Consider the following 21,447-nt stretch of genomic DNA (forward strand, 5'->3'; position numbering starts at 1 on the left):
AAGGTCAACCGGCCCGTCCGGCCACGTTGTCACTCGGGGACTCGGACCAGCGTGCGGTCCGCCAGCAGGTCGGCTGTCCGCTGGGCCTGACCGGGTCGGTGGCGACCAGGATCTGGGGTGCTCTCAACGGCCGGTCACGACCGACACGTCGATCAACGACACGTCCTACCTCAACGGGATCCCGCCGGGTGCCGCGATCAACCCGGGCCGACATGGTGACAACATCGGCCTCGGTTTCGCCATCCCGTCCAAGCTCTCCAGTGTCGGCAGGGTGGCCCGGCGGGCAGGGCGGGGATCGAGGAGGGTGACGTCATCACCACGATGGAGCGCCGGAAGCGCTCCGACCCCTCGAGCGTCATCGTCGCACTGCGGGTTCAAGGCGCCCGGTGACATGATCACCCTGGTGGTACGTTCCGCAGGAAAGGACCGTACGGTGACCGTGCAGACGCAGGACACATCGGGCAGCTGATTGACCGACGACGAGAGCAAGGAGGGCTGAGGGTGTCATTTTTCGGTATCGACACCCCCGAGTTTCTCATCCTGATCGTCCTCGCCGCTGTTCTCATCGGCCCGGAGCGGCTACCTGAGTACCTGGCGAAGGTGCGCACCTGGGTGCGACAGGCCCGGGACATGGCGGAGAGTGCGCAGTCGCAGCTCAAGGACCAGATGGGACCAGAGTTCGACGACGTCGACTGGCGCCAGTACGACCCGCGCCAGTACGACCCGCGCAAGATCATCAAGGATGCGCTCTTCGACAACGAGGCGGATGACCCGGATGCACCGGCCGCGATCGAGGCCCCGTCGGCGCCCATGCCGGGTGCGGCCCGATTCGATCCCGACCGCGTGACGCCATACGACGTCGACGCCACCTGACCCAACGACATTCGCACACCCAAACACCCGGGGTGCGGGTATGCCGGTCAGCGGCCGGCGGGGGTCAGTCCCAGTGAGCGGCCGGCCAGGCCACGTGACCGGGTGCCCAGCTCCTTGGCGATTCCGCGCAGGGCAACGGCCGCCGCCGTGTTCGGCTCGCTGAGGACCACCGGCGTGCCACAGTCGCCGCCCTCGCGCAGCCGGGTGTCCAGCGGCACCTGACCGAGCAGGTCGACCGTGGCCCCCATGGAGCGGGTGAGAGACTCGGCCACCCGCTGGCCGCCGCCGCTGCCGAAGATGTCCTGGCGGGTGCCGTCCGGCAGTTCGAGCCACGACATGTTCTCGATCACGCCGGCGATGCGCTGCTTGGTCTGCAGGGCGATGGCACCGGCCCGCTCGGCCACCTCCGCGGCGGCTTGCTGCGGGGTGGTGACGACCAGGATCTCCGCCGTAGGGATGAGCTGGGCGACCGATATCGCGATGTCACCGGTGCCGGGCGGCAGGTCGAGCAGGAGCACGTCCAGATCGCCCCAGAAGACGTCGGCCAGGAACTGCTGCAGTGCACGGTGCAGCATCGGGCCGCGCCAGACGACCGGCTGGTTGCCGGGCACGAACATGCCGATGGAGATGATCTTCACCTCATGGCTGATCGGCGGCAGGATCATCTCGTCGACCTGGGTCGGACGCTGCTCGACCCCGAGCATGCGCGGCACGGAGAACCCGTAGATGTCGGCGTCGACCACGCCGACGCGCAGTCCACTCTGCGCCATGCACGCCGCCAGGTTCACCGTGACGGAGGACTTGCCGACGCCGCCCTTGCCGGAGGCCACCGCGAAGACTCGCGTCAGCGAACCGGGCTTCGCGAAGGGGATCTCCCGCTCGGCGGTGCCACCGCGCAACTTGTCCCGCAGGCCCTTGCGCTGCTCATCGCTCATCACGCCGAGTCGGACCGTCACACCGGTCACGCCCTCGACGGCCTGCACGGCCGCGGTCGTGTCGTCGGTGATCTTCGTCTTGAGCGGACAGCCGGAGATCGTCAGCAGCACGGTGACCGTGACCTGACCCTCCGGCGAGATCTCGACGTTCTCGACCATGTCGAGGTCGGTGATGGGCTTGCGGATCTCGGGATCCTTGACGGTGGACAAGGCGGCGCGAATCGCGTCCATGGACGGTGCAACAGGCATGTCATCCATGGTAGGAGCCGGTGCTTCGGCTCTACTCGGCGGTATGCCGCTCCGGCTTCTGAGGGGACCGTAGGTAGCCGCGATCCTCCATCTCTTCCAGCAACGAGCGCAGCTCGGAGCGCACGAAGTCGCGGGTTGCGGTGTCACGCATCGCCAGTCGCAGCGACGCGACCTCACGGGTGAGGAACTCGGTGTCCGCAAGGTTGCGCTCATCGCGGCCCCGGTCTTGCTCCAGGGTCACCCGGTCGCGGTCGTCCTGCCGGTTCTGGGCGAGCAGGATCAACGGCGCGGCATACGACGCCTGGGTCGAAAAGATCAGGTTCAGCAAGATGAACCACCGTGGGTCGAAGCGCAGGGCCTGCGGTCCCGCGACGTTCCAGGTGACCCAGATGACGATGAACAGCGACATGCCGACCAGGAACGCGCCGGTGCCCATGAACCGGGCGAACCGCTCGGCGAAGCGCCCGAACGCGTCCGGGTCGAGGTGCGGTCGTGGCAGCAGCCCGGTGCGAGCCTCGCGGGGCTGGTCGAGTCGGCTGGGCTCGGCTGTGCGCCGGAACGCGCCGGAGCGCCGAGTGCGCACGCTGTTCTTCTGGTCGCTCATGTCGGGGCCCCCGCAAAGTATCGGAGCGAGCTTGGGAGCGGAGAACTTTGTGGGGTGGCGCTCATGGTAGGTGCCTGACCTCTCCACCGGGCTTCTGCGCCTCCTGGCGTCGCACATCGTGGCGGGCCTCACGCCAGTCCTCCGGCAGGATGTGGTCCAGCACGTCGTCGACCGTGATCGCGCCGAGCAGGCGCCCGTCCCCGTCGACGACCGGGACACTGACCAGGTTGTAGGTGGCGAGCATCCGGGTGACGTGCCCCAGAAGGGTCTGCGGGTCGAGCGGCTCAATCGTCTTGTCGACGAAGGAGCCGACGCTGCTGTGCGGCGGCTCACGCAGCAGGCGTTGGGTGTGCACCATCCCGATGAACTTGCCGGTTGGAGTCTCCATCGGCGGGCGGCACACGAAGACCGACGACGCCAGCGCCGGGGCGATCTCCTCGCGGCGGACCATGGCGAGCGCTTCGGCAATCGTCGCCTCGGGACCGAGGATCACCGGGTCCGGCGTCATGAGGCCACCGGCGGTGTTCTCGTCGTAGGTGAGCAGGCGGCGCAGGTCGGCGGCCTCGTCCGGCTCCATCAGCGCGAGCAGCGACTCGGCCTGTCCCGGAGGCAGCTCCGCCAGCAGGTCCGCGGCGTCGTCGGCCTCCATGGCCTCGAGCACGTCGGCGGCGCGCTCACGATCCAGTCCCGCCATGATCTCCAGCTGGTCGTCCTGCGGCAGCTCCTCCAGCACGTCGGCCAGCTTGCTGTCGGCCAGGGCCTCGGCCACCTCCGCCCGACGCTTGGGTGACAGGTCGTGGATGACCTCGGCGAGGTCGGCGACGCGCAGGTCGTCGTAGGTTTCCAACAGCAGCTCGGCGCTCTGCGCCTCCGCCTGGAGGTGCAGGCCGGTCACGTCTTCGACAGGGACCAGGGCCGTGCGACCGCTGCGGCGCCGGGTGAGACGGGACATCGCCTTCGATGCCGAGGACGCGGTGCTGCGCTCGCGGACGAAGACCCGCACGGCGAACCAGTCGCGCCGGGCGTTCTGCTCGATCGCGAGGTCCTCGACAACGGCGGTGTAGTGCTCGTCGCCGTCGCTGACCTGCACGGTGCGGTCCAGGATCTCGGCAAGCACCAGCGTCTCGTTCGCGCGCTGCTCGAAGCGGCGGATGTTGACCAGACCGGTGGTGATCACCGAGCCGGGGCTGATGCTGGTGACGCGGGTCATCGGCACAAAGACGCGACGTCGGCCGGCGACCTCGATCACCAGACCGATCGCGCGCGGGACCCCGGTGCGGCCAAAGGTGACCACGACGTCCCGGACCCGACCGACGCTGTCGCCCAAGGGGTCGAGCACCGTCAGTCCGGCAATCCGGGCCACGAATACACGGGTCGTCGAACTCACGGGTGACAGCGTATCTAGCCGGTGGCCTTACGGCGCATTCGGCGCGTCGGACGGTGCGCCGGATGCCAGCTGTCGGTGGTGGCGGGGGTGGGCACCGGTTCCCGGGTGCCGCTGCCCTGGTCCGGCGCAGCGGAGGTGTCGGCCGCGGCAAGATCGGGGCGCAGCGCCCATACGGTTGCCTGGTCCGCCCAGCGCTGCGCCTGGTCGCCCGGGACCGGGTTGAGGCGGGCGGGGGCCAGTGCGTCCGCGGCGATCTGCCACTCGGGCGTGTCCGGCAGGACCCGGTGGACGGCGGCGGGGATGCCGGCCACGCGGGCGCGGGTGTCCTTGGCGCGCACGATCAGCGTCACCTCGGCCGGCAGGTCGGGCAACGGTTGCTCACCCGTGCCACATACGACGTATGCCGTGTCGTCGACCCAGACGTGCCAGGCCGGCCAGGTGCGGTCGGTGAGCTCGATCCACAGCACGTCGGACTTGCTCAAGGCGGCGGTCACATCAGGCATGGCAAGCAACTCTACGCAGTTGCGCCGCGGGTCGCAGCGATGCAGTGCATGGGTGAGTTATTGCGCACCGGCCCGCTGCCCGCACATACGGGCGCGCGCGCCAACCGGCCGGCGAAAGCGCACGTCTATCACTGTGACGCAGCCGGGGGGCTCGTCGCGCTTGGAAGGGCGCTGGAGCAGCAGAGGACATCAAGATGAATATCGACAGTCGTGATCGCAGGGAGTCGGCCGGTCCGCGGGGCGACCGTGTGCAGCTGGGGCGCCGTCAGGCACTGCAGGGCCTGGCAGCACTGGGAACGCTGGGACTGGGCGGGCTGGCATCGGCGCCGCACGCCGATGCCGCCGAACGGGCAGTGCGCCCGGGCCTGGCGGCCGCAAGTTATCCGGTGCTGAGGTCCGGTTCGTCCGGCTCGGCGGTGCGTGACCTGCAGACCCGCCTGGCCGCACAGAGCTACTGGCTGGGCGGCATCGACGGGTCATTCGGGCCAATGACCCTGCAGGCGGTATACGCCGTGCAGAAGTGGTGGGGACTGAGCCGCGACGGCGTCGTCGGCCCGATCACCTGGAACCGGATCCTGCGCTATCAGCGGCCGAAATCACGCTACGGGGGGTACCGCATCGAGATCGACAAGTCGAAGCAGCTCGCGATCGCCGTGTGGGGCGGCTCGGTCCGGTACACGTTCAACACGAGCACCGGTGCGAACAGGCCGTTTTTGAGTCACGGGCACTGGTACAACGGGCAGACCCCCAGCGGGCACTTCACCGTTTTCCGGCACGTGAACGGATGGGTGTACAACGACCTCGGTGCGCTCTACCGCCCGTACTTCTTCAACGGCGGCATCGCGATCCATGGGGACAACCCGTCCGTGGTGCCGCCGTACAACGCCTCGCACGGATGCTGCCGGGTATCCACCGGGGCGATCGATGAGCTGATCCGCACCAACCTCGTGGCGAACGGTCGCCGGATCAGCGTCTTCTGATCCGGCGAGCGCCCCGACGAGCCCGCGGTCAGCGCTTGGCGTCCCAGACGCCGGCGATCCACGCCTCGATCTCGTCGCTGCTGCGCGGCATGAAGCCGGACAGGTTGTCGTGGCCGTCCTGGGTGACGAGCACGTCATCCTCGATCCGCACGCCGATGCCGCGCAGCTCCTCGGGGACCAGCTGGTCGTCGGCCTTGAAGTAGAGCCCGGGCTCGACGGTCAGAATCATCCCGGGAGTGAGCTCGGCGTCCATGTAGTCGAGTTGACGGGCCAAGGCGCAGTCGTGGACGTCGAGGCCGAGGTGGTGGCTGGTGCCGTGGACCATCCAGCGGCGATGGTACTGCCCCTCCTTGGCCAGGGTCGCCTCGACGTCGACGCCCTCGGGCAGCATCCCCCACTCGAACAACGTCTCGGCGATCACCCGGATCGCGGCGGCGTGCACGTCGGAGAACGTGTTGCCCGGTTTGATGGCGTCCAGCCCCGCCTGCTGGGCACGGTAGACCGCGTCATAGACCTTGCGCTGAGCATCCGAGAACGTGCCGCCGACGGGCAGGGTCCGGGTGATGTCGGCGGTGTAGAGCGAGTCGACCTCGACGCCCGCATCCAGCAGGATCAGGTCGCCGTCCTTGACGTCCCCGGTGTTCTTGATCCAGTGCAGCGTGTTGGCGTGGTCACCCGACGCGCAGATCGAGTCGTAGCCGACGCCGTTGCCTCCGTGTCGTGCGTACAGGCCGAAGACGCCCTCCACCCAGCGCTCGCCGCGACCACGACGCACCGCCTCGGGCAGGTCGGCGATGACTGCTTCGAACCCGTCATTCGTCGCCTTGACGGCATCGCGCATCTGCTCGATCTCCCACTCGTCCTTCAGCAGGCGCATCGTCGACAGGAAGCGGGCGAGGTCGACGTCGGCCTCCGCCTGCTCCTGAGTCCGTTCGTCGCTGGACTCCTGATGGGCTCCCTCGCGAGCCTTGTCGACCAGCGCGGCGATGTCGCCGTCCGCATCGCGCACGACGCGGACCGGCACGGTGCCCGCATCCTTGGCGACGGCATCGGGCAGGTCGTCGATGTGTCGGGCGTGTATGCCGAGCTCCGCCTCGACGTCCTCGAGCGTGGGCCGCGCGCCGACCCAGAACTCGCCATACCGCGAGTCCCCGAAGAACTCCTGCGTGTCACGACCGGCGAGTGGCCGGAAGTAGAGCGTGGCCTGGTGTCCGCCGCCGTCCTGCGGCTCCAGGACGAGCACGGCGTCCGGCTCGCGGTCGCTGCCCAGACCGGTCAGGTGCGCGAATGCCGAGTGTGGGCGGAAAACGTAGTCGCAGTCGTTGCTGCGGACCTTCAGGCCACCGGCGGGCACGACGAGTCGGTCGGCGGGGTACTCCTGCGAGACTCGCTCACGACGCCGGGCGGCATACTCCGCGACCTCGACCCGGGCCGGCCGGGTGTCACTTCGCGGCGCCCAACCGGATGAGACGAAGTCTCTGAATGCGGCGCTGCTGGGACGACTACGGTGCTCTGCCTGCTGCTGCTTCTCACTCACCGTTCCATCGTCGCACGTCAGCCGGCGGCCCAGGACCAGGTGTCGAGGATGCCGTCCTGGGTCTGGTCGGCCTGCGTGCGCGTGCCGGCGTCGGAGCTCATGGTGGTCGTGTAGATGACGCCGTTGTGGATCACGAAGTACTGCGTCTGCGCGACCTGCTGACCGTTGGCGGTGCGGTTGGCGAGATAACCTTCCGCCGGCTCGCCACCGATGGTCCGATCGGCGACCTGGGTGACCGTTGCGCCTCCTTGCCGCATCGCGATCTGGGCTTGTTGGACGACGTCGCCAAGCTGAGGCAGCGGCGTTTGCTGCTGCCGAATCACGTTGAAGGTCGGGTAGAAGTGGCCCGCCTGCGTCTTGGACTGCAGGAACATGACGGTGGACTTGTGCGCAGAGGTGGTGTTCGTCCACCCGCTCGGCACCACAACGCGGAAGGCCTTCTTGGCGCCCGGCGTGCTGCCCTTGACCGCAGAAGTCACCACGGACGGTGTCGGCGAGGCAGAGCTCGTCGTGGTGGTCGTGCTGGTGCTGGGGGTGCTGCTGGCCGCCGGTGTGGACGAGCCGAACTGGCACCCGGCCAGCGCCACTGAGGCGGTCATGGGCAGGATGGCGAAGGCGAGTGCACGACGTCGGTTCATGGCCCAGAGGTTACGGTGCGCAGCCGAGCATCGCCCGTGCAGGCCTACCGCGGGTTGCGCATGGCCTTGCATTGCGCAAAGAACTCGCCGCTGTCCGGTCGGTAGAGCAGCACCGTTGCGATGATGGCGATGATCACGGTGACGATCGACAGGATGGTCGTGAAGGCCGTCGAGCCGCTTCGGGTGAGGGTGCTGAGCGTGCTCAGCACCGCCAGGACGGTGAGGACGGTGGCCACCACCCTGGCCCACCATCGGCCGTCCTGGTTCTTCCGTGCCATCAGCACCCATAGGCCGACGCCGATGATCCCGAGCACGATGCCGATGCCGAACGACACGTTGACCGCGGTGGAGATCTCGGTTGCGGTGAGGTGCTTGGCGCCGCTCTGGTTGCTGGCCTTGACCACCGCGTCGTGGATGGCCCCGCGGGAGAAGAGCGTGATGATGAGCGAGATGAGGCTGACCACGGCCCCGGCATACATGAAGTTCACCGCCATGGCGAGCGACTTCGGCACCGGTGGTTTGGTGACCATGGCCGACTCACCGCCCGGCATGGCGCCCGGTGCGGATGCGTCATAACCGGGCGCTCCCGGGTAGCGCGGTGGCTGATCGCGGTCTCCCTCGCCACCTGGTGGAGTGAAGTCACTCACGAGATGTCCCTCCCTTTGCCTTGCTGCCCACAGAACGTCTCTACTCTGTCAGGTTGGCGCGCGGCATGCGACCGGAACGGTCGGCGCGTCGGCTCCGATAGCCTGCGGTGATGCGCATCGACCTGCACGCCCACTCCACCGAGAGCGATGGCACGCTGCACCCCGCCGCCGTCATGGCGGCTGCGCAGCGGGCCGGGCTGGACGCCGTCGCGCTGACCGACCATGACACGACCCGCGGATGGCCGGGTGCCGCCGCGGCGGTACCGGCCACGGGGGTCGCGCTCGTGCCGGGCATCGAGGTCTCGTGTGCACACCGCGGCATCAGCGTGCACCTGCTCGGCTACCTCATCGACCCGAGCGAGCCAGGCCTGCTGCAGGAGATCGAGCGCGCCCGGGAGTCGCGACTGACTCGGGCCCGTCGGATCGTGGATCTGCTCGGGCCGGACACGGGACTGCGCTGGGACGAGGTGACGGCGCAGGCCGCGCCGGGCGCGACCCTCGGCCGCCCGCATATCGCCGACGCGCTCGTCGCTCGAGGGATCGTCGCCTCCCGCGAGGAGGCCTTCGAGCACTACCTGCACAGTCGCAGCCGGTACCACGCCTCGCACTACGCGCCCGACCCCGTGCACGCCGTCGAGCTGGTGCGAGCGGCTGGCGGGGTGCCCGTCATGGCCCATCCGTTCGCCGCCCAGCGCGGCCGCATCGTCGACGACGAGGTGATCGAACGCATGGCGGACGCCGGTCTAGCCGGCCTCGAGGTATACCACCGCGATCACGACGTCGAGGCGACCGAGCACGCCGCCGACCTGGTCAAACGGCTCGGGCTGCTGGCGACCGGATCCAGCGACTTCCACGGCGCCGGCAAGCCGAACAGGCTGGGGGAGCACACCACCGACCCGCAGGTCCTCACGGCGATCGAGACCCGGGCCACCAGCGGCACGGCCGTGATGCGGCCATGAACCAGCAGGCCCTGCCGGGTATGCCGCAACGTCTCTACCGAGCCAGTCCCAGCCGGTTGACGACGTGGCTGGACTGCCCCCGGATGTATCGGATGGCCTACCTCGACCGCCCCACGCCACCACGTCGACGACAGCGGGCGCACACCTCGGTCGGGCTGACGACCCACAACGTGTTGCGTGACTTCTGGGACCTGCCCGCGCAGCAGCAGACTCCGGCCGGAGTGAACGAGCTGGTGCGCACCTCCTGGATCGACCTGGGATTCAAGGACCCGGCCCAGTCGAACCGCTGGCGAGGCCGGGTCAGCGACGAAGTGGTCGGTTACCTGCGCGGCATCGACCGGGACCTGCGCCCGCTCGGGATCGAGCGCACCGTCGGACTCAAGACCGACCAGATCACGATGTCCGGGCGCATCGACCGGCTGGATGACCGCGACGGCGAGCTGGTCGTCGTCGACTACAAGACCTCGCGCCGGCCCCTTGATCCCGATGGCGCGCGCACGTCATTGGCGCTGGCGATGTATGCCGCCGCGTCCTCGCGGATCTTCCACCGGCAGTGCTCTCGGGTCGAGCTGCATCACGTCCCGACCCGGGAGGTCATCGCCCATGAGCACACGCAGGAGTCGCTGACCCGTAAGGTCGCCGAGGCCGAGTCGATCGCGGCCGACCTTCGCAAGGCCGATGCTGTCTACGCCGAGCTCGGAGTGGAAGCGCCGCAGTTCGCGCCACGTCCGTCGCCGCTGTGCCGGTGGTGCGATTTTCGGCAGCTGTGCCCCGAAGGTCAGGCGATGGGACCCGAGCAGAGCTCCTGGGCCGCCCTCGAACCCGACGCCTGATCAGCTGACGGACAAGCGGGTGGGGAACAAGGCGCCAGTACCCCCCTGTTGCACTGGCGACTCCCCGGTCGTCTACCACGCCGGTTTGCGACCTGGTCGTCCCCCACGACGATGACCGGGTCCATCGTGGCCGACGAGTCCGCCGAGCGCCATCGGTCTTGGACGGATTGTGCCGCGGACGGGACTAGGACTTAGTTGTAGACATGGTCCGGTTCAGCAGCGCGGACATCTGCTCGCCATTGGACTGCAGCAGCCAACCGATGGCCGAGCGCTGACTGATGTCCAGCTTGCGCAGAATGTTGCTCACGTGCGTCTTGACGGTCTTTTCCGAGATGTGCAAACTCGCCGCCAGCTCGGCGTTGGAGGGGTGGTCCCGAGCAATCAGGCGGGCCACCTCGGACTCGCGCTCGGTCAGCACACTCAACGGGTCCGGTGACTCGTCGGCGCCTTCGTGGCGCAACAGGTCCGCGATCTCGACCTGCAGCCGTTCGCAGAGCTCGCGGGTCTCCTCGGCCGCAGTCGACAGCTGCTCGTCCCCGCGAGACCCGGCCTGCGCGGCCAGGTCCGCGACGGCGCAGTGCAACTCCTCCATGCGCGCGGCGACCTGGATGAACAGGTCGGCCTCGTCACGGATCTGGGCGCTGTCCAGCTCGGGATAGAGCGTGTAGAGCTCGAGGGGGCTCAGGTCCTTCGAGTCCTGCGTGATGGCGTGCATGAGGGCCCGCGCCAGCCACTCGGCGGCTTCGACCATCTCGTCGGTGTAGACATCGGCCACCTGTGAACCCGCCGACATCAGGCCGACGACCTCGCCGGAGGCCGGGTCCAGCAGTGGGCACACGATCGTGTCGCGGGTGACCTGCTCCAAATCCCCGAACGGGAGACACCGGGCGAGCAGCGCGCCGCCGTCCTGAGATGGCCGATAGGTCCGCTTGCTCATCCGGATCCAGTACGACAGGCCGTGCGGTCCGAATGAGCCGACATCCGGCGGCTGGAACGCGTCACCGTCGAAGAGATAGGGAAAGACCATGTCGTTCGTGCCGCGGTAGAACGCGATGTAGAAGCTGTCGACTCTGGTGAGGGTGCACAGGGTGTTGCGGCACACGGCATACCGGAAGGAGTCGGCGCCGCGCTCGGCGCCGCGCAACCGCCGGTCGGCAAGCCGCAGTGCGGCCACCGTTGTCGGACTGAATGGTGCATCGCTCATGAACAGTTCACCCTCCCGTGGCTGCGCAGGCTAGGACGTGGTGCTATCGGTTCCCTGCTCTGCGCCGCGGGTGCGCCGTCGACGTCGACGGCGTGGTGCGTCGCCCGACGCCGTGCTCGATCGCTCGTCGCGCTGCTTGCTCGGTTCGCGACGGTGGGACTGCTTCATGCCGCCTCGTGAGGCCCCGCCGCGTGACGACCCGCCGTGTGACGACCCGCCGCGTGCGGAGGAGCCGCCGCGGGAGCCGTGGCCGCCGGTCTCACCGAGATCCTCGACCTTCTCGGCGCTGAGCCCGGCGCGGGTGCGCTTCGAGCGGGGGAGCGTGCCGCCGGCGTCCGTGGGGATGTCCAGGTCGGTGAAGAGGTGCTCGGATGAGGAGTAGGTCTCCACCGGCTCCGGGATGCCCAGGTCCAGTGCCTTGTTGATCAGCGACCAGCGCGGCATGTCGTCCCAGTCGACGAATGTGACGGCCACGCCGGTGTTGCCGGCCCGACCGGTGCGACCGATGCGGTGCACGTAGGTCTTCTCGTCCTCGGTGCACTGGTAGTTGACCACGTGCGTGACGTGCTCGACGTCGATGCCGCGGGCGGCAACGTCGGTGGCCACCAGGATGTCGACCTTGCCGGCGCGGAACGCGCGCAGCGCCTGCTCCCGCGCGCCCTGGCCGAGATCGCCATGGATCGCGCCGGCGGCGAACCCGCGGGTGATCAGCTCGTCGGACACCTTGGCTGCGGTGCGCTTGGTGCGGGTGAAGACGATGGTCAGGCCCCGGTCGCGGGCCTGCAGGATCCGCGAGAGCATCTCGACCTTGTCCATGGCGTGCGCGCGGTAGACGAACTGCTCGATCGCCTTGATGGTGTGGCCGTCGTCCTGCGCGTCGTCCATCGCGCGAATGTGCGTCGGCTGGGTCATGTAGCGGCGTGCCAGCGCCACGACGGCACCCGGCATCGTCGCGGAGAAGAGCATCGTCTGGCGCGAGGCGGGGGTCATGGCCAGCAGCTTCTCGACATCCGGCAGGAAGCCCAGGTCGAGCATCTCGTCGGCCTCGTCGAGCACGACGGACTTGACGTAGGAGAGGTCCAGGTGGCCCTGCTGTGCCAGGTCGATCAGTCGGCCGGGCGTGCCGACCACCACCTCGACACCCTCCTTCAGGGTCTCGATCTGTGGTTCGTAGGCTCGGCCGCCGTAGACCGTCATGACGCGGATCCCGCGTCGCTTCGAGGCGGTCCTCAGGTCACTGGCGACCTGGTTCGCGAGCTCGCGGGTCGGGGCCACCGCCAGAGCCTGCGGGCGGCCAGGTGCGGGCAACTGGTCGAACCCCGCGTCGACCGGGCTGACCGTGTTGTGCAGCAGCGGCACGCCGAAACCCAGGGTCTTGCCGGTGCCGGTCTTGGCCTGCCCGATGATGTCGTGCCCACCCATAGCGACCGGCAGGGTCATCGACTGGATCGGGAAGGGGGTGGTGATGCCGGCATCCGCAAGCGCGGCGACGATGTCGGCGTGCACGCCGAAGTCGCTGAAACTGGCCACCGGTTCAGGTGCCGAGTCCGTCGTGGGCTCGGGCGTCGTGCTTTCAGTCATGTGCCGTTGGTCCTTCGATCGGGGCCACGCGCACGTCAGGCGTGCGGGCCACCAGGTGTGGGAGCCGATCGGAGTTTTACCAGGAAGTGCAGCTCATGGTGCTGCGCGCGTCATGCCGTATGCCGACCGGGCACCTTGTTGACGCCTTGAGTGTACCTGTCGCCGACTACGATCACCCCCATGCCCGATGACGCGACCTCGAATCCGCACCCGGTGACGGTGCGCAGCCGCACCGAGGCCGACCTGCAGGATCCCGTGTTTCGACGCGGCGTGGTCGCGCTGCTCGGTGCGCTGGCCTACGGGGAACTGGTGAGCTTCTTCACCATCGTGCACGACGCGGACACCGCCCCGCAGCCACGCGACAAGGTCGCGCTGGCGCGAGTGGCCGTGCATGAATTCGACCACTATGAGCGGCTGGTGGCGCGCTTGAAGGAGCTGGGCGTCGATCCGCAGGAGACCATGGCACCGTTTGCCAAGGCGATCGACACCTGGCATCACCGGATCCAGTCCAGCAGCTGGCTGGAGGGGCTGATGAAGGTGTATGCGGGCAACAGCATCGCCACCGACTTCTACCGGGAGTGTGCTGCACTGGTCGACCCGCCGACCCGGTCACTGGTTGAGGAAGTCCTCAAGGACAGCGGTCAGACGGAGTTTGCGAAGGCCGAGCTCACGAAGGCGATCGTCGCGGACGGCACGGTGGCCGGGCGTCTCGCGCTGTGGGGTCGGCGGCTGGTCGGTGAGGCGCTGTCTCAGGCGCAGCGCGTGGCCGCCGAGCAGGACGAGCTCACCTCGCTGCTCATTGACGACGGTTCGGGTCACGGCTTCGACCTGGGTGAGCTGATGCGCCTGTTCACCCGCATCACCGACGCGCACACCGCACGGATGGAGGCGCTCGGCCTGACCGCCTGAACGCTCGAGAGGCATACAAACCCGCCGGCAGGCATACCAAGAAGTATGCCGTTCAGGGAGTGAGTATGCCTCTCGGGGAAGCGGTCTCGCGTCGGTTCGAGTCAGCGGGCGATGGACTTTCTGCCTGCGTGGTTGCAGTAGAGAGTGATCAGGACAGCGGCCACGATGACTCCGACGATCAGCGGGATCCACGCGATGCCGTGGGCGTTTCGGTAGCCGATCGCGCCGACGATCAGGCTGGCGACGAAGGATGACACGATGCCGATGCCGATGGTCATCAACATCGAGATGTTCTGCTTGCCTGGTAGCACGAGTCGTGCCAGGACACCGATGATCAAGCCACCGATGATTGCGCCGATGATGGAACCGATCATGTGCTTCTCACTCCTTGGAGTCGGCCTGCTGACGGGCTGTGGACGATGGAGGTCGACCACGGATGCCACACCATAGCCCCACGAACGGGGCCGACAGGGGCTCGAATCGCCCATTGTGGCCGGATCGTGGCGAGAGGTTGTCGCCGAGACTCCACCCTCCGTATGAGTTCGATCGCGACAAGATCAGACCGTCGGGCGATGTGAGTCAGGGTCGATCCGGGCAGGATCAGGGATGTCCCCGATAGCGGCGTCACCGCGTGGCTGATTGGGTCGTATCAGGGCTGACAATCGTCAGCGGAGGAACTTCACGAAAGGCAGTCATGGCTGTCCCATCCGGCGACCGGGCGATCACATCCCGTCCCGCCTCGCTCGCCGCGGCAAGCGCACGCGAGCTGACCAAGGTCTACGGCTCCGGCCAGACGACCGTCGAGGCCTTGAAGGGTGTCTCGGTGGCGTTCGGCAAGGGGGAGTTCACCGCCATCATGGGTCCGTCCGGATCCGGTAAGTCCACCCTCATGCACTGTCTGGCCGGTCTGGACACCGCGAGCAGCGGCATCGTCACCATCGGAGCGACCGAGCTGACTGGCCTCTCCGACAAGAAGATGACCCGCCTGCGCCGGGACCGGATCGGTTTCGTCTTCCAGTCCTTCAACCTGGTGCCGACGCTGACGGCACGTGAGAACATCACCCTGCCCCTGGACATCGCCGGCCGCAGGGTGGACCCGGACTGGTTCGACCTGGTCACCGATCGACTGGGCCTCACCGATCGGCTGCGACACCGCCCCAGTGAGCTGTCCGGCGGACAGGTCCAGCGGGTGGCGTGTGCCCGGGCGCTGGTCGGCCGGCCCGAGATCGTCTTCGGCGACGAGCCGACCGGCAACCTCGACTCGCGCTCGTCGAGCGAGGTGATGTCCATCCTGCGGGCATCGGTGGACGAGTTCGAGCAGACCGTCGTCATCGTGACTCACGATGCGCATGCCGCCGGCTACGCCGACCGGGTGATATTCCTGGCCGACGGTCACATCGTCAGTGACCAGCGGGGGCTGACACCGGACGACATCTACGACTACATGAAGCACCTCGACGACCCGCAGCAGCCGGCCAGGGTGAACTGAGATGGCTTCCGGCGCCATGCGCAAGGTGTCGCTGCGCAACCTTGCGGCACACAAGCTTCGGCTGCTGCTGACCGTGCTGTCCGTCGTGCTCGGCACGTCGTTCGTCGCCGGGTCGATGATCTTCACGACGACGGTCAAGAACTCGTTCAACGGCATCTTCGACCAGGTCGCCGTCGGCGTCGACGCGCAGATCAGCCCCAAGGACTCCGGCACTCTCGGCGTGCCCGACTCACTCATCGCCACGATCGAGAAGGACAAGAGGGGCCTCGGCGTCGACCAGGTGGTGACCACGTATACCGCGCCGATCACCATCGCCGCGGCGGACGGCAAGGCCCTCAGCACCGGTGGAGCGCCGAGTGTCGGCTCCGGCTACCTCCCGCCGGCCGGCTCCCTCGACCCCAGCAGCACCACCATCCTGCCCGGTGGACGTGCTCCGCGCGGATCGCACGAGGTGGCCATCAACGAGAGCGCTGCCAAGAAGGCCGGGCTGCAGGTCGGCTCGAGGACGCAGGTCGTCGTCGGCACCGGCAGCAGCGTACCGATGACCGTCACCGTCGTCGGCCTCGAGAAGATGGCGGGCGCGACCAGTGGCTACACCGAGGTCGACTTCGCGCAGCCGGTTGCCCGTCAGCTGTTCAGCGACGGCCGGCACGCGTCGACGGTGCAGCTGAGCGCCGTGGCCGGGGTCAGCCCGGAGCAGCTCACCTCCAGGATCGAGAAGATCACCCCGAGCATCCTCAAGGTGCAGACCGGGGCCGAGGTGCGCCAGTCCGACAAGGACAGCGTCAACCAGTTCCTGGACGTCTTCAACTACATCCTGCTGGCCTTCGCCGCGATCGGGCTGATCGTCGGGACCTTCATCATCTACAACACGTTCTCGATGATCGTGGCTCAGCGGGTGCGTGAGATGGCGCTGCTGCGCGCGATCGGGACCAGCCGTCGCCAGTTGACCCGTGCGGTGCTGCTGGAGGCCTTCGTCGTGGGACTGGTCGGCTCCGCAGTAGGTCTGGGCGCGGGCGTCGGTATCGCGGCGGCTCTGCAGGCCCTCACCGCAAGCAGTGGACTGCCGCAGGGCTCCCTGATGCTGGGTGTCAGTCCCGTTGTCGCCTGTCTCCTGGTCGGTGTCGTCGTCACGATGGTCAGCGCCTACGCCCCCGCACGCCGGGCGTCGCAGGTCTCCCCGGTGGAGGCCATGCGCGAGAGTCAGACCGACGGGCAGGCATCCATCCTGGTGCGCACCCTGATCGCGGCCGTGCTCGCCGCGATCGCGGCGGTGCTCGTGGCGGTCGGGGCAAGTGGACAGGGTGGCAATGCCGCCACGACCGTCGGCATCGGTGCGATGTGCGGCATCATCGCCGTCGTCCTTGGTGCTCCGGCGCTCGCGGGCCCGGTGGTGGGACTGCTCGGCCGCATCTTCGCCGCGCCCTTCGGCAAGATCGGGCGACTGGCGCGCACCAACGCGATGCGCAACCGCCGACGCACCGCTGCGACCGCCTTCGCCCTGACTCTCGGGCTGATGCTGGTGGCGGTCATCGGGACGCTCGGGTCCAGCTTCAAGGGCTCGATCGACCACGCCGTCGACGCGGGGCTGAATGCCAACCTGGTCATCACGGACTCGCAGGGCGTGCTGCGCCCGCAGATCGCCCAGCAGGTGGCGAAGGTCGACGGCATCGCATCGGTCGTGCGGATCAGCCCGGTGGCGGCCACGGTCGACGGCAAGCAGGTCGGGGGGTCTGCGGCGCACGGCGATCTGGAGAGCGTCACGCCCTACACGATGCTGGGCGGCGCCTCGTCGACGATCCCGCCGAACGGCATCATCGTCTCCAGCAAGACCAGCGCGGACAAGGGCTGGCACCGCGGCGACACGGTGACGTTCACCAGCCTGGCGGGCGCCACGGTGCCGGTCACGGTGACCGGCGTCTATCGGGACGCTCAGCTGCTCGGCCCCTGGCAGCTGGGGGAGGCGGCCTACCAGAAGCTGGTGCCGAAGCCCCTGCAGCAGGACTCGTTCGTGCTCGTGAAGACCGAGCCGGGCGTCAGCCAGGACGCGGTTCAGGCACGGATCGGTGACGTCACCGACGGCTATCTGACGGTCAAGGTGCAGAACCGCGCCGAGTTCAAGGGTCAGCAGTCCTCGCAGATCGACACGATGCTCACCGTGCTCTACGCGATGCTCGGGCTGGCACTGGTGATTGCGGTGCTCGGCATCGTCAACACGCTGGCGTTGTCCGTGGTCGAGCGCAAGCGCGAGATCGGGATGCTGCGCGCGGTCGGTATGGCGCGGGCGCAGGTGCGGCGCACGATCTACCTGGAGTCGTTCCTGATCGCTGTGTTCGGTGCGCTGTTGGGGATGGTGATCGGAGTGTTCTTCGGGTGGGGACTGGCCAGGACGTTCCGCCAGTGGGGCCTGACGACCATCGTGCTGCCGTGGAACCTGATCGCCATCACGATGGCCGGTGCGGCCGTTGCCGGGGTCCTGGCGGCGCTCTGGCCGGCGATCAGAGCGGCCCGCACCAAGCCGCTGGAGGCAATCGCCGACCTGTGACCCGCACGTCCCGATGGAAGGCGACCGGTGGTAACTCCACCGGTCGCCTTCCATCGGGTGTTTCTAGCTGCCGAATCCGACCTTGAACGGCTGCTCGGAACCGACGTCGACGTATCCCAGCACGGCCGCCGGGACGGTCACGGTGTGACCGCGCTCGTCGGTCAGCGTGAGGGGAGTGCCCTTCTCGAGAGCCGAGGCGACCTGCTCACGGACCTCATCGGGAGTCTGCTTCGACTCGATGACTACCTCGCGTGCGACGTGCTGCACGCCGATCCTGACCTCCACGATGGAATCCCTCTCTGGTGCTGCAATCTCGGCCTGCTCAGGCGATGGTGGGCGCCCAGCGTCTGCTCGGCACAGCGCGCGGCGACCGGTTCTTATTCCGGCTGGTCCTGCTCGCCTTGCAGCGGGAAGCCGCCCATGCCTCGCCAGCCGAGCGTAGCCACCAGGCGAGAGGCGTCTTCCCGCGGGATGCGCACACCCTGCTGCAACCAGTAGCGCGCGACGATCTGGGACATGCCGACCAGTGCGACACCGAGCATGAGGGACTGCTCCGCCGGCAGTCCGGTCTGTTCGGCGATGACATCCGCGATGGCCGACGCGCACTGGGCGCTCATCCGGTCGACCCGCTCGGCGACCGCCGGCTCGTTGGTCAGGTCGGACTCGAAGACCAGACGGAACGCGGCGTCCTTGCGCTCCACGAACGCGAAGAACGCGTCGATTGCCGCGGCCACTCGGCTGCTGTTGTCAGTGGTGGACTCCAAGGCGCTGCGTATCAGCGTGGGGAGCTCGGCAGTGTGCAGGTCGAGCAGAGCGAGGTAGAGGTCGAGCTTGCCAGGAAAGTGCTGGTAGAGCACCGGTTTGCTGACGTGCGCGCGATCGGCGATCTCATCCATCGCCGCCGCGTGATAGCCGGACTCCACGAAGACGGACTGTGCCGCCTCCATGAGCTGCGCCCGCCGGGCCGAACGAGGCAGACGGCCCCTACTGCTGGTGTCTGGGATCGTTGCCACTACGTGAACTCCTCGAGATGTGGGACTACGCGTCAGTATCTTTCCGGCATCCTATTCTGCCTGACTACGCTCAGGTGGCATGAATACCCCGCGAAGTCCTCGTTGGCCCTCACTCGGTACTTCGCAGGGGCCTCGGATGAGTCGTGATCCGCTCGTGCCACTGGGCGCCGCCCTGCCACTGGGGGAGGTCGAGCGCTACTCCCGTCACTTGCTCCTTCCGGAGATCGGCGAGGATGGCCAACGCAGGCTGCGCGCCGCGCGTGTCCTGGTCGTCGGCGCGGGGGGCCTGGCGGCGCCGGTGCTGCTCTACCTCGCCGCTGCGGGTGTCGGACACCTCACGGTGATCGACGACGACGTGGTTGACGTCAGCAACCTGCAGCGGCAGGTCATCCACCGGGATGTGGACCTGGGGCAGTCCAAGGTGGTCTCGGCGGCTCGTGCGGTGCGCGAGCTGAACCCCGATGTCACGGTGGACACGGTCCAACACCGCCTGGATGCGGACCGTGCGCTGCTGCTCTTCGCCGACCACGACTTGGTCGTCGACACCACCGACAACTTCGCGACCCGCTATCTGGTCAACGACGCCTGCGTCGTGCTCGGCCTACCACTGGTCTGGGGTTCGATCCACCGCTTCGACGGGCAGGCCACCGTATGGTGGGCAGGCGAGGGCCCTTGCTATCGCTGCGTATTCCCCTATGCGCCGCCACCCGGCACCGTCCCCTCGTGCGCCGAGGCCGGAGTGCTGGGGTCGATTCCCGGCGTGATCGGCTCGATCCAGGCCACCGAGACCGTCAAGCTGATCCTCGGCCTGGGCGAACCACTTGTCGGTCGGATGCTGGTGCACGACGCGATGAACCAGACCTGGGACACCGTGCGGATCGAGGCCGACCCGGACTGTCCGGTCTGCGGCACACATCCGTCGATCACCCGGCTCGAGGACGAGGCGGCGCTCGCCTGCGAGACCGCCGAGCAGCTGGCACCCGTGGCGACCATCAGCGCTCGCGAGCTGCGGGATCTCATCCGGTCGGGGCCGGTGCGTGTCATCGACGTGCGCACGCCCGCCGAGCGGTCGATCGTTGCGATCGAGGGCAGCGAGCTGGTGCCCGTCGAAGAGTTCCGGGACGGCTCCGCCGTCAAGCGGCTGGCGGACCTGGACCCGCACGCTCCGCTGGTCTTCTACTGCAAGGGCGGCGCGCGGTCGCAGGAAGCCGCGCGCATCTATCAGGAGGCGACCGGAGGTGCGGTGCGGTCGCTGGATGGCGGAGTCCTGGCCTGGGCTCGTGAGGTGGATCCCAGTCTTGCCCGCTACTGACGGTGACGGGCCGGCCGACGAGCCGCCGGCCTACGAGTTGCCCAACTATGCGGATGCGGTGCTGAGCCAGGTGGAGCGGGTGCCGGAGGGTCACGTCGTCACCTATGGGGACATCGCGGCCGTCGTCGGGAAGGGACCACGCCAGGTGGGCGCGGTGATGTCGCAGTATGGCGGCCTGGTCACGTGGTGGCGCGTGCTGCGGGCCGACGGCCGGCCGGCGCAGTGCCACGACGGGGAGGCGCTGGAGCACCTGCGTGCGGAGGGCACCCCGCTCAAGGGCACCTTCTTGGACCGGGTGGACCTCGCACGCGCCCGCTTCCCACTGTAAGTGCAGTGGATCGGTGCGCTATAGCCGGCGGATCCACTGCACGTAAGATTGCACCATGCCTTCACGCGCAGTGATCACCGGCGCTTCCGGTGGCATCGGACTGGCAACCACCAGGGCGCTCGCCGCGGCCGGCTGGCACGTCGTGGCGACAGCACGCCGTCCAGAGTCTTGCGAGCCGTTGCAACAGTTGGCCGACGAGAGCCCTGGCGTGGAAGTGCGCAGCCTCGACGTCACGAGTGACGAGTCTGTCGACTCGTGCATCGGGTCGGTGCTGGCCGACCACGGCGGCATCGACCTGCTGGTCAACAACGCCGGTGCCGGGCACCGCGGGACATTGGAACAGCTGGGCCTGGACGAGCTGTCGACGTCGATGGAGCTCAACTTCTTCGGTGTGGCGCGGGTCACCAAGGCGGTGTTGCCCGTCATGCGGGCGGCTCGAGCCGGTCGGGTGATCACCGTGACCAGCCTGAACGGCGTGGTGGCGCTGCCGTTCAGTGACGCATACAACGCCGCCAAGTTCGCTGTCGAGGGACTCATGGAGAGCCTGGCGACGGTGATGCGCGAGTTCGGCGTGCACATCTCGGTGGTGGAACCGGGCCCGGTGCGTACCGCATTCTTCGCGAACGTCGGGGGCCACGTGGACAACATCGACGGCGACGACCCCTACCGGGAGCTCATCAACCGGTTCAACGCACGGATCGGGGCGCTCGGAGCGGCGGGACAGTCGGCAGAGTCGGTCGCGGACATCATCCGCGAGATTGCCGCAGACCCGTCTCCCGCGCTGCGCTACCAGACGTCGGATCAGTCACGCCAGATTGCGGCACAGAAGCTGGTCGACCCGTCCGGCAACAGCATCCTGGCGGCCACCGGCGCCTTGCTGCAGCCCTGAGCCGCCCCACCGGGGTGCCCGGGCCGCGTTGC

At 68.2% G+C, this 21,447-nt stretch carries 22 protein-coding genes; 10 read left to right on the top strand and 12 right to left on the bottom strand.

Translation table 11 applies throughout. The features are described 5' to 3' along the window. The first annotated feature begins 501 nt into the window (after positions 1 to 501). Positions 502 to 873, top strand: coding sequence for a twin-arginine translocase TatA/TatE family subunit (locus FGL98_RS20030; protein ID WP_146319804.1), 372 nt, complete (start codon positions 502 to 504; stop codon positions 871 to 873). Between the two features lie 47 nt (positions 874 to 920). Here the strand turns inward: FGL98_RS20030 and FGL98_RS20035 are convergent, their stop codons facing one another. The 4 genes from FGL98_RS20035 to FGL98_RS20050 all read right to left on the bottom strand — a co-directional run bounded on the left by FGL98_RS20035 (position 921) and on the right by FGL98_RS20050 (position 4,551). Continuing rightward, positions 921 to 2,057 (bottom strand): Mrp/NBP35 family ATP-binding protein, encoded by a 1,137-nt coding sequence (locus FGL98_RS20035; RefSeq protein ID WP_146319806.1) that lies wholly within the window; start codon positions 2,055 to 2,057, stop codon positions 921 to 923. Between the two features lie 31 nt (positions 2,058 to 2,088). Then, a complete protein-coding gene (locus tag FGL98_RS20040) occupies positions 2,089 to 2,661 on the bottom strand; it encodes a DUF1003 domain-containing protein (protein WP_146319808.1) in 573 nt (190 codons plus the stop codon). Between the two features lie 61 nt (positions 2,662 to 2,722). Further along, positions 2,723 to 4,048 (bottom strand): magnesium transporter MgtE N-terminal domain-containing protein, encoded by a 1,326-nt coding sequence (locus FGL98_RS20045; protein WP_146319809.1) that lies wholly within the window; start codon positions 4,046 to 4,048, stop codon positions 2,723 to 2,725. Positions 4,049 to 4,062: 14 nt separating this feature from the next. Beyond that, entirely contained in the window at positions 4,063 to 4,551 is a 489-nt protein-coding gene (locus FGL98_RS20050; protein ID WP_146319811.1) for a hypothetical protein, read from the bottom strand. 194 nt (positions 4,552 to 4,745) lie between these two features. Between FGL98_RS20050 and FGL98_RS20055 the strand changes: the two genes are divergently transcribed. Beyond that, the gene (locus tag FGL98_RS20055) at positions 4,746 to 5,531 is read left to right on the top strand and encodes a L,D-transpeptidase family protein (protein WP_146319813.1); all 786 of its coding nucleotides are present in this window, start codon (positions 4,746 to 4,748) and stop codon (positions 5,529 to 5,531) included. 28 nt (positions 5,532 to 5,559) lie between these two features. On the opposite strand, the gene FGL98_RS20060 is transcribed toward FGL98_RS20055, so the two are convergent. From FGL98_RS20060 to FGL98_RS20070, 3 genes are read right to left on the bottom strand one after another with little or no spacing between them, the layout of a single operon-like run. Further along, a complete protein-coding gene (locus FGL98_RS20060; protein ID WP_146319815.1) occupies positions 5,560 to 7,068 on the bottom strand; it encodes an aminopeptidase P family protein in 1,509 nt (502 codons plus the stop codon). A 17-nt stretch (positions 7,069 to 7,085) separates the two neighbouring features. Then, complete coding sequence (locus FGL98_RS20065) at positions 7,086 to 7,706, bottom strand: DcrB/PsbP domain-containing protein (RefSeq protein ID WP_146319817.1); 621 nt, start codon at positions 7,704 to 7,706, stop codon at positions 7,086 to 7,088. Positions 7,707 to 7,750: 44 nt separating this feature from the next. Beyond that, complete coding sequence (locus FGL98_RS20070) at positions 7,751 to 8,353, bottom strand: hypothetical protein (protein WP_146319819.1); 603 nt, start codon at positions 8,351 to 8,353, stop codon at positions 7,751 to 7,753. A 110-nt stretch (positions 8,354 to 8,463) separates the two neighbouring features. Between FGL98_RS20070 and FGL98_RS20075 the strand changes: the two genes are divergently transcribed. Together FGL98_RS20075 and FGL98_RS20080 are read left to right on the top strand one after the other, a co-directional pair. Then, positions 8,464 to 9,312: a PHP domain-containing protein gene (locus FGL98_RS20075; RefSeq protein WP_146319821.1), complete on the top strand. Its 849-nt coding sequence runs from the start codon at positions 8,464 to 8,466 to the stop codon at positions 9,310 to 9,312. Beyond that, positions 9,309 to 10,145, top strand: coding sequence for a RecB family exonuclease (locus FGL98_RS20080; RefSeq protein WP_146319823.1), 837 nt, complete (start codon positions 9,309 to 9,311; stop codon positions 10,143 to 10,145). Before FGL98_RS20075 ends, FGL98_RS20080 begins: the two co-directional genes overlap by 4 nt. A 184-nt stretch (positions 10,146 to 10,329) precedes the next feature. On the opposite strand, the gene FGL98_RS26505 is transcribed toward FGL98_RS20080, so the two are convergent. Together FGL98_RS26505 and FGL98_RS20090 are read right to left on the bottom strand one after the other, a co-directional pair. Then, a complete protein-coding gene (locus tag FGL98_RS26505; RefSeq protein ID WP_246136661.1) occupies positions 10,330 to 11,349 on the bottom strand; it encodes a helix-turn-helix transcriptional regulator in 1,020 nt (339 codons plus the stop codon). Between the two features lie 30 nt (positions 11,350 to 11,379). After that, positions 11,380 to 12,930 carry a DEAD/DEAH box helicase gene (locus FGL98_RS20090; RefSeq protein ID WP_146319825.1) on the bottom strand — a complete coding sequence of 517 codons (1,551 nt, stop codon included), beginning with the start codon at positions 12,928 to 12,930 and terminating at the stop codon, positions 11,380 to 11,382. A 180-nt stretch (positions 12,931 to 13,110) separates the two neighbouring features. Here FGL98_RS20090 and FGL98_RS20095 point away from each other — a divergent pair, with 180 nt between their 5' ends. Further along, positions 13,111 to 13,839: a ferritin-like fold-containing protein gene (locus FGL98_RS20095; RefSeq protein WP_146319827.1), complete on the top strand. Its 729-nt coding sequence runs from the start codon at positions 13,111 to 13,113 to the stop codon at positions 13,837 to 13,839. A gap of 101 nt (positions 13,840 to 13,940) precedes the next feature. Here the strand turns inward: FGL98_RS20095 and FGL98_RS20100 are convergent, their stop codons facing one another. Then, positions 13,941 to 14,213, bottom strand: coding sequence for a GlsB/YeaQ/YmgE family stress response membrane protein (locus FGL98_RS20100; RefSeq protein ID WP_146319829.1), 273 nt, complete (start codon positions 14,211 to 14,213; stop codon positions 13,941 to 13,943). Between the two features lie 320 nt (positions 14,214 to 14,533). Between FGL98_RS20100 and FGL98_RS20105 the strand changes: the two genes are divergently transcribed. Beyond that, complete coding sequence (locus FGL98_RS20105) at positions 14,534 to 15,328, top strand: ABC transporter ATP-binding protein (protein ID WP_146319831.1); 795 nt, start codon at positions 14,534 to 14,536, stop codon at positions 15,326 to 15,328. A 1-nt stretch (position 15,329) separates the two neighbouring features. Continuing rightward, positions 15,330 to 17,873 (top strand): ABC transporter permease, encoded by a 2,544-nt coding sequence (locus FGL98_RS20110; protein ID WP_186526273.1) that lies wholly within the window; start codon positions 15,330 to 15,332, stop codon positions 17,871 to 17,873. A gap of 63 nt (positions 17,874 to 17,936) precedes the next feature. Here the strand turns inward: FGL98_RS20110 and FGL98_RS20115 are convergent, their stop codons facing one another. Both FGL98_RS20115 and FGL98_RS20120 read right to left on the bottom strand, forming a co-directional pair. Continuing rightward, on the bottom strand, positions 17,937 to 18,158 hold the full coding sequence (locus FGL98_RS20115; RefSeq protein WP_146319833.1) for a DUF3107 domain-containing protein: 222 nt from the start codon (positions 18,156 to 18,158) through the stop codon (positions 17,937 to 17,939). 92 nt (positions 18,159 to 18,250) lie between these two features. Then, positions 18,251 to 18,820, bottom strand: coding sequence for a TetR/AcrR family transcriptional regulator (locus FGL98_RS20120; RefSeq protein WP_146319859.1), 570 nt, complete (start codon positions 18,818 to 18,820; stop codon positions 18,251 to 18,253). A gap of 202 nt (positions 18,821 to 19,022) precedes the next feature. Here FGL98_RS20120 and moeB point away from each other — a divergent pair, with 202 nt between their 5' ends. From moeB to FGL98_RS20135, 3 genes are read left to right on the top strand one after another with little or no spacing between them, the layout of a single operon-like run. Then, complete coding sequence (gene moeB, locus FGL98_RS20125; protein ID WP_146319834.1) at positions 19,023 to 20,198, top strand: molybdopterin-synthase adenylyltransferase MoeB; 1,176 nt, start codon at positions 19,023 to 19,025, stop codon at positions 20,196 to 20,198. Next, positions 20,185 to 20,526 (top strand): MGMT family protein, encoded by a 342-nt coding sequence (locus tag FGL98_RS20130; RefSeq protein ID WP_246136662.1) that lies wholly within the window; start codon positions 20,185 to 20,187, stop codon positions 20,524 to 20,526. Before moeB ends, FGL98_RS20130 begins: the two co-directional genes overlap by 14 nt. Before the next feature lie 55 nt (positions 20,527 to 20,581). Next, on the top strand, positions 20,582 to 21,415 hold the full coding sequence (locus tag FGL98_RS20135; protein ID WP_146319838.1) for an SDR family oxidoreductase: 834 nt from the start codon (positions 20,582 to 20,584) through the stop codon (positions 21,413 to 21,415). Positions 21,416 to 21,447 lie beyond the last annotated feature (32 nt).

Origin of the sequence: Leekyejoonella antrihumi, from assembly GCF_007845645.1 — a bacterium.
Taxonomy (GTDB): domain Bacteria; phylum Actinomycetota; class Actinomycetes; order Actinomycetales; family Dermatophilaceae; genus Leekyejoonella; species Leekyejoonella antrihumi.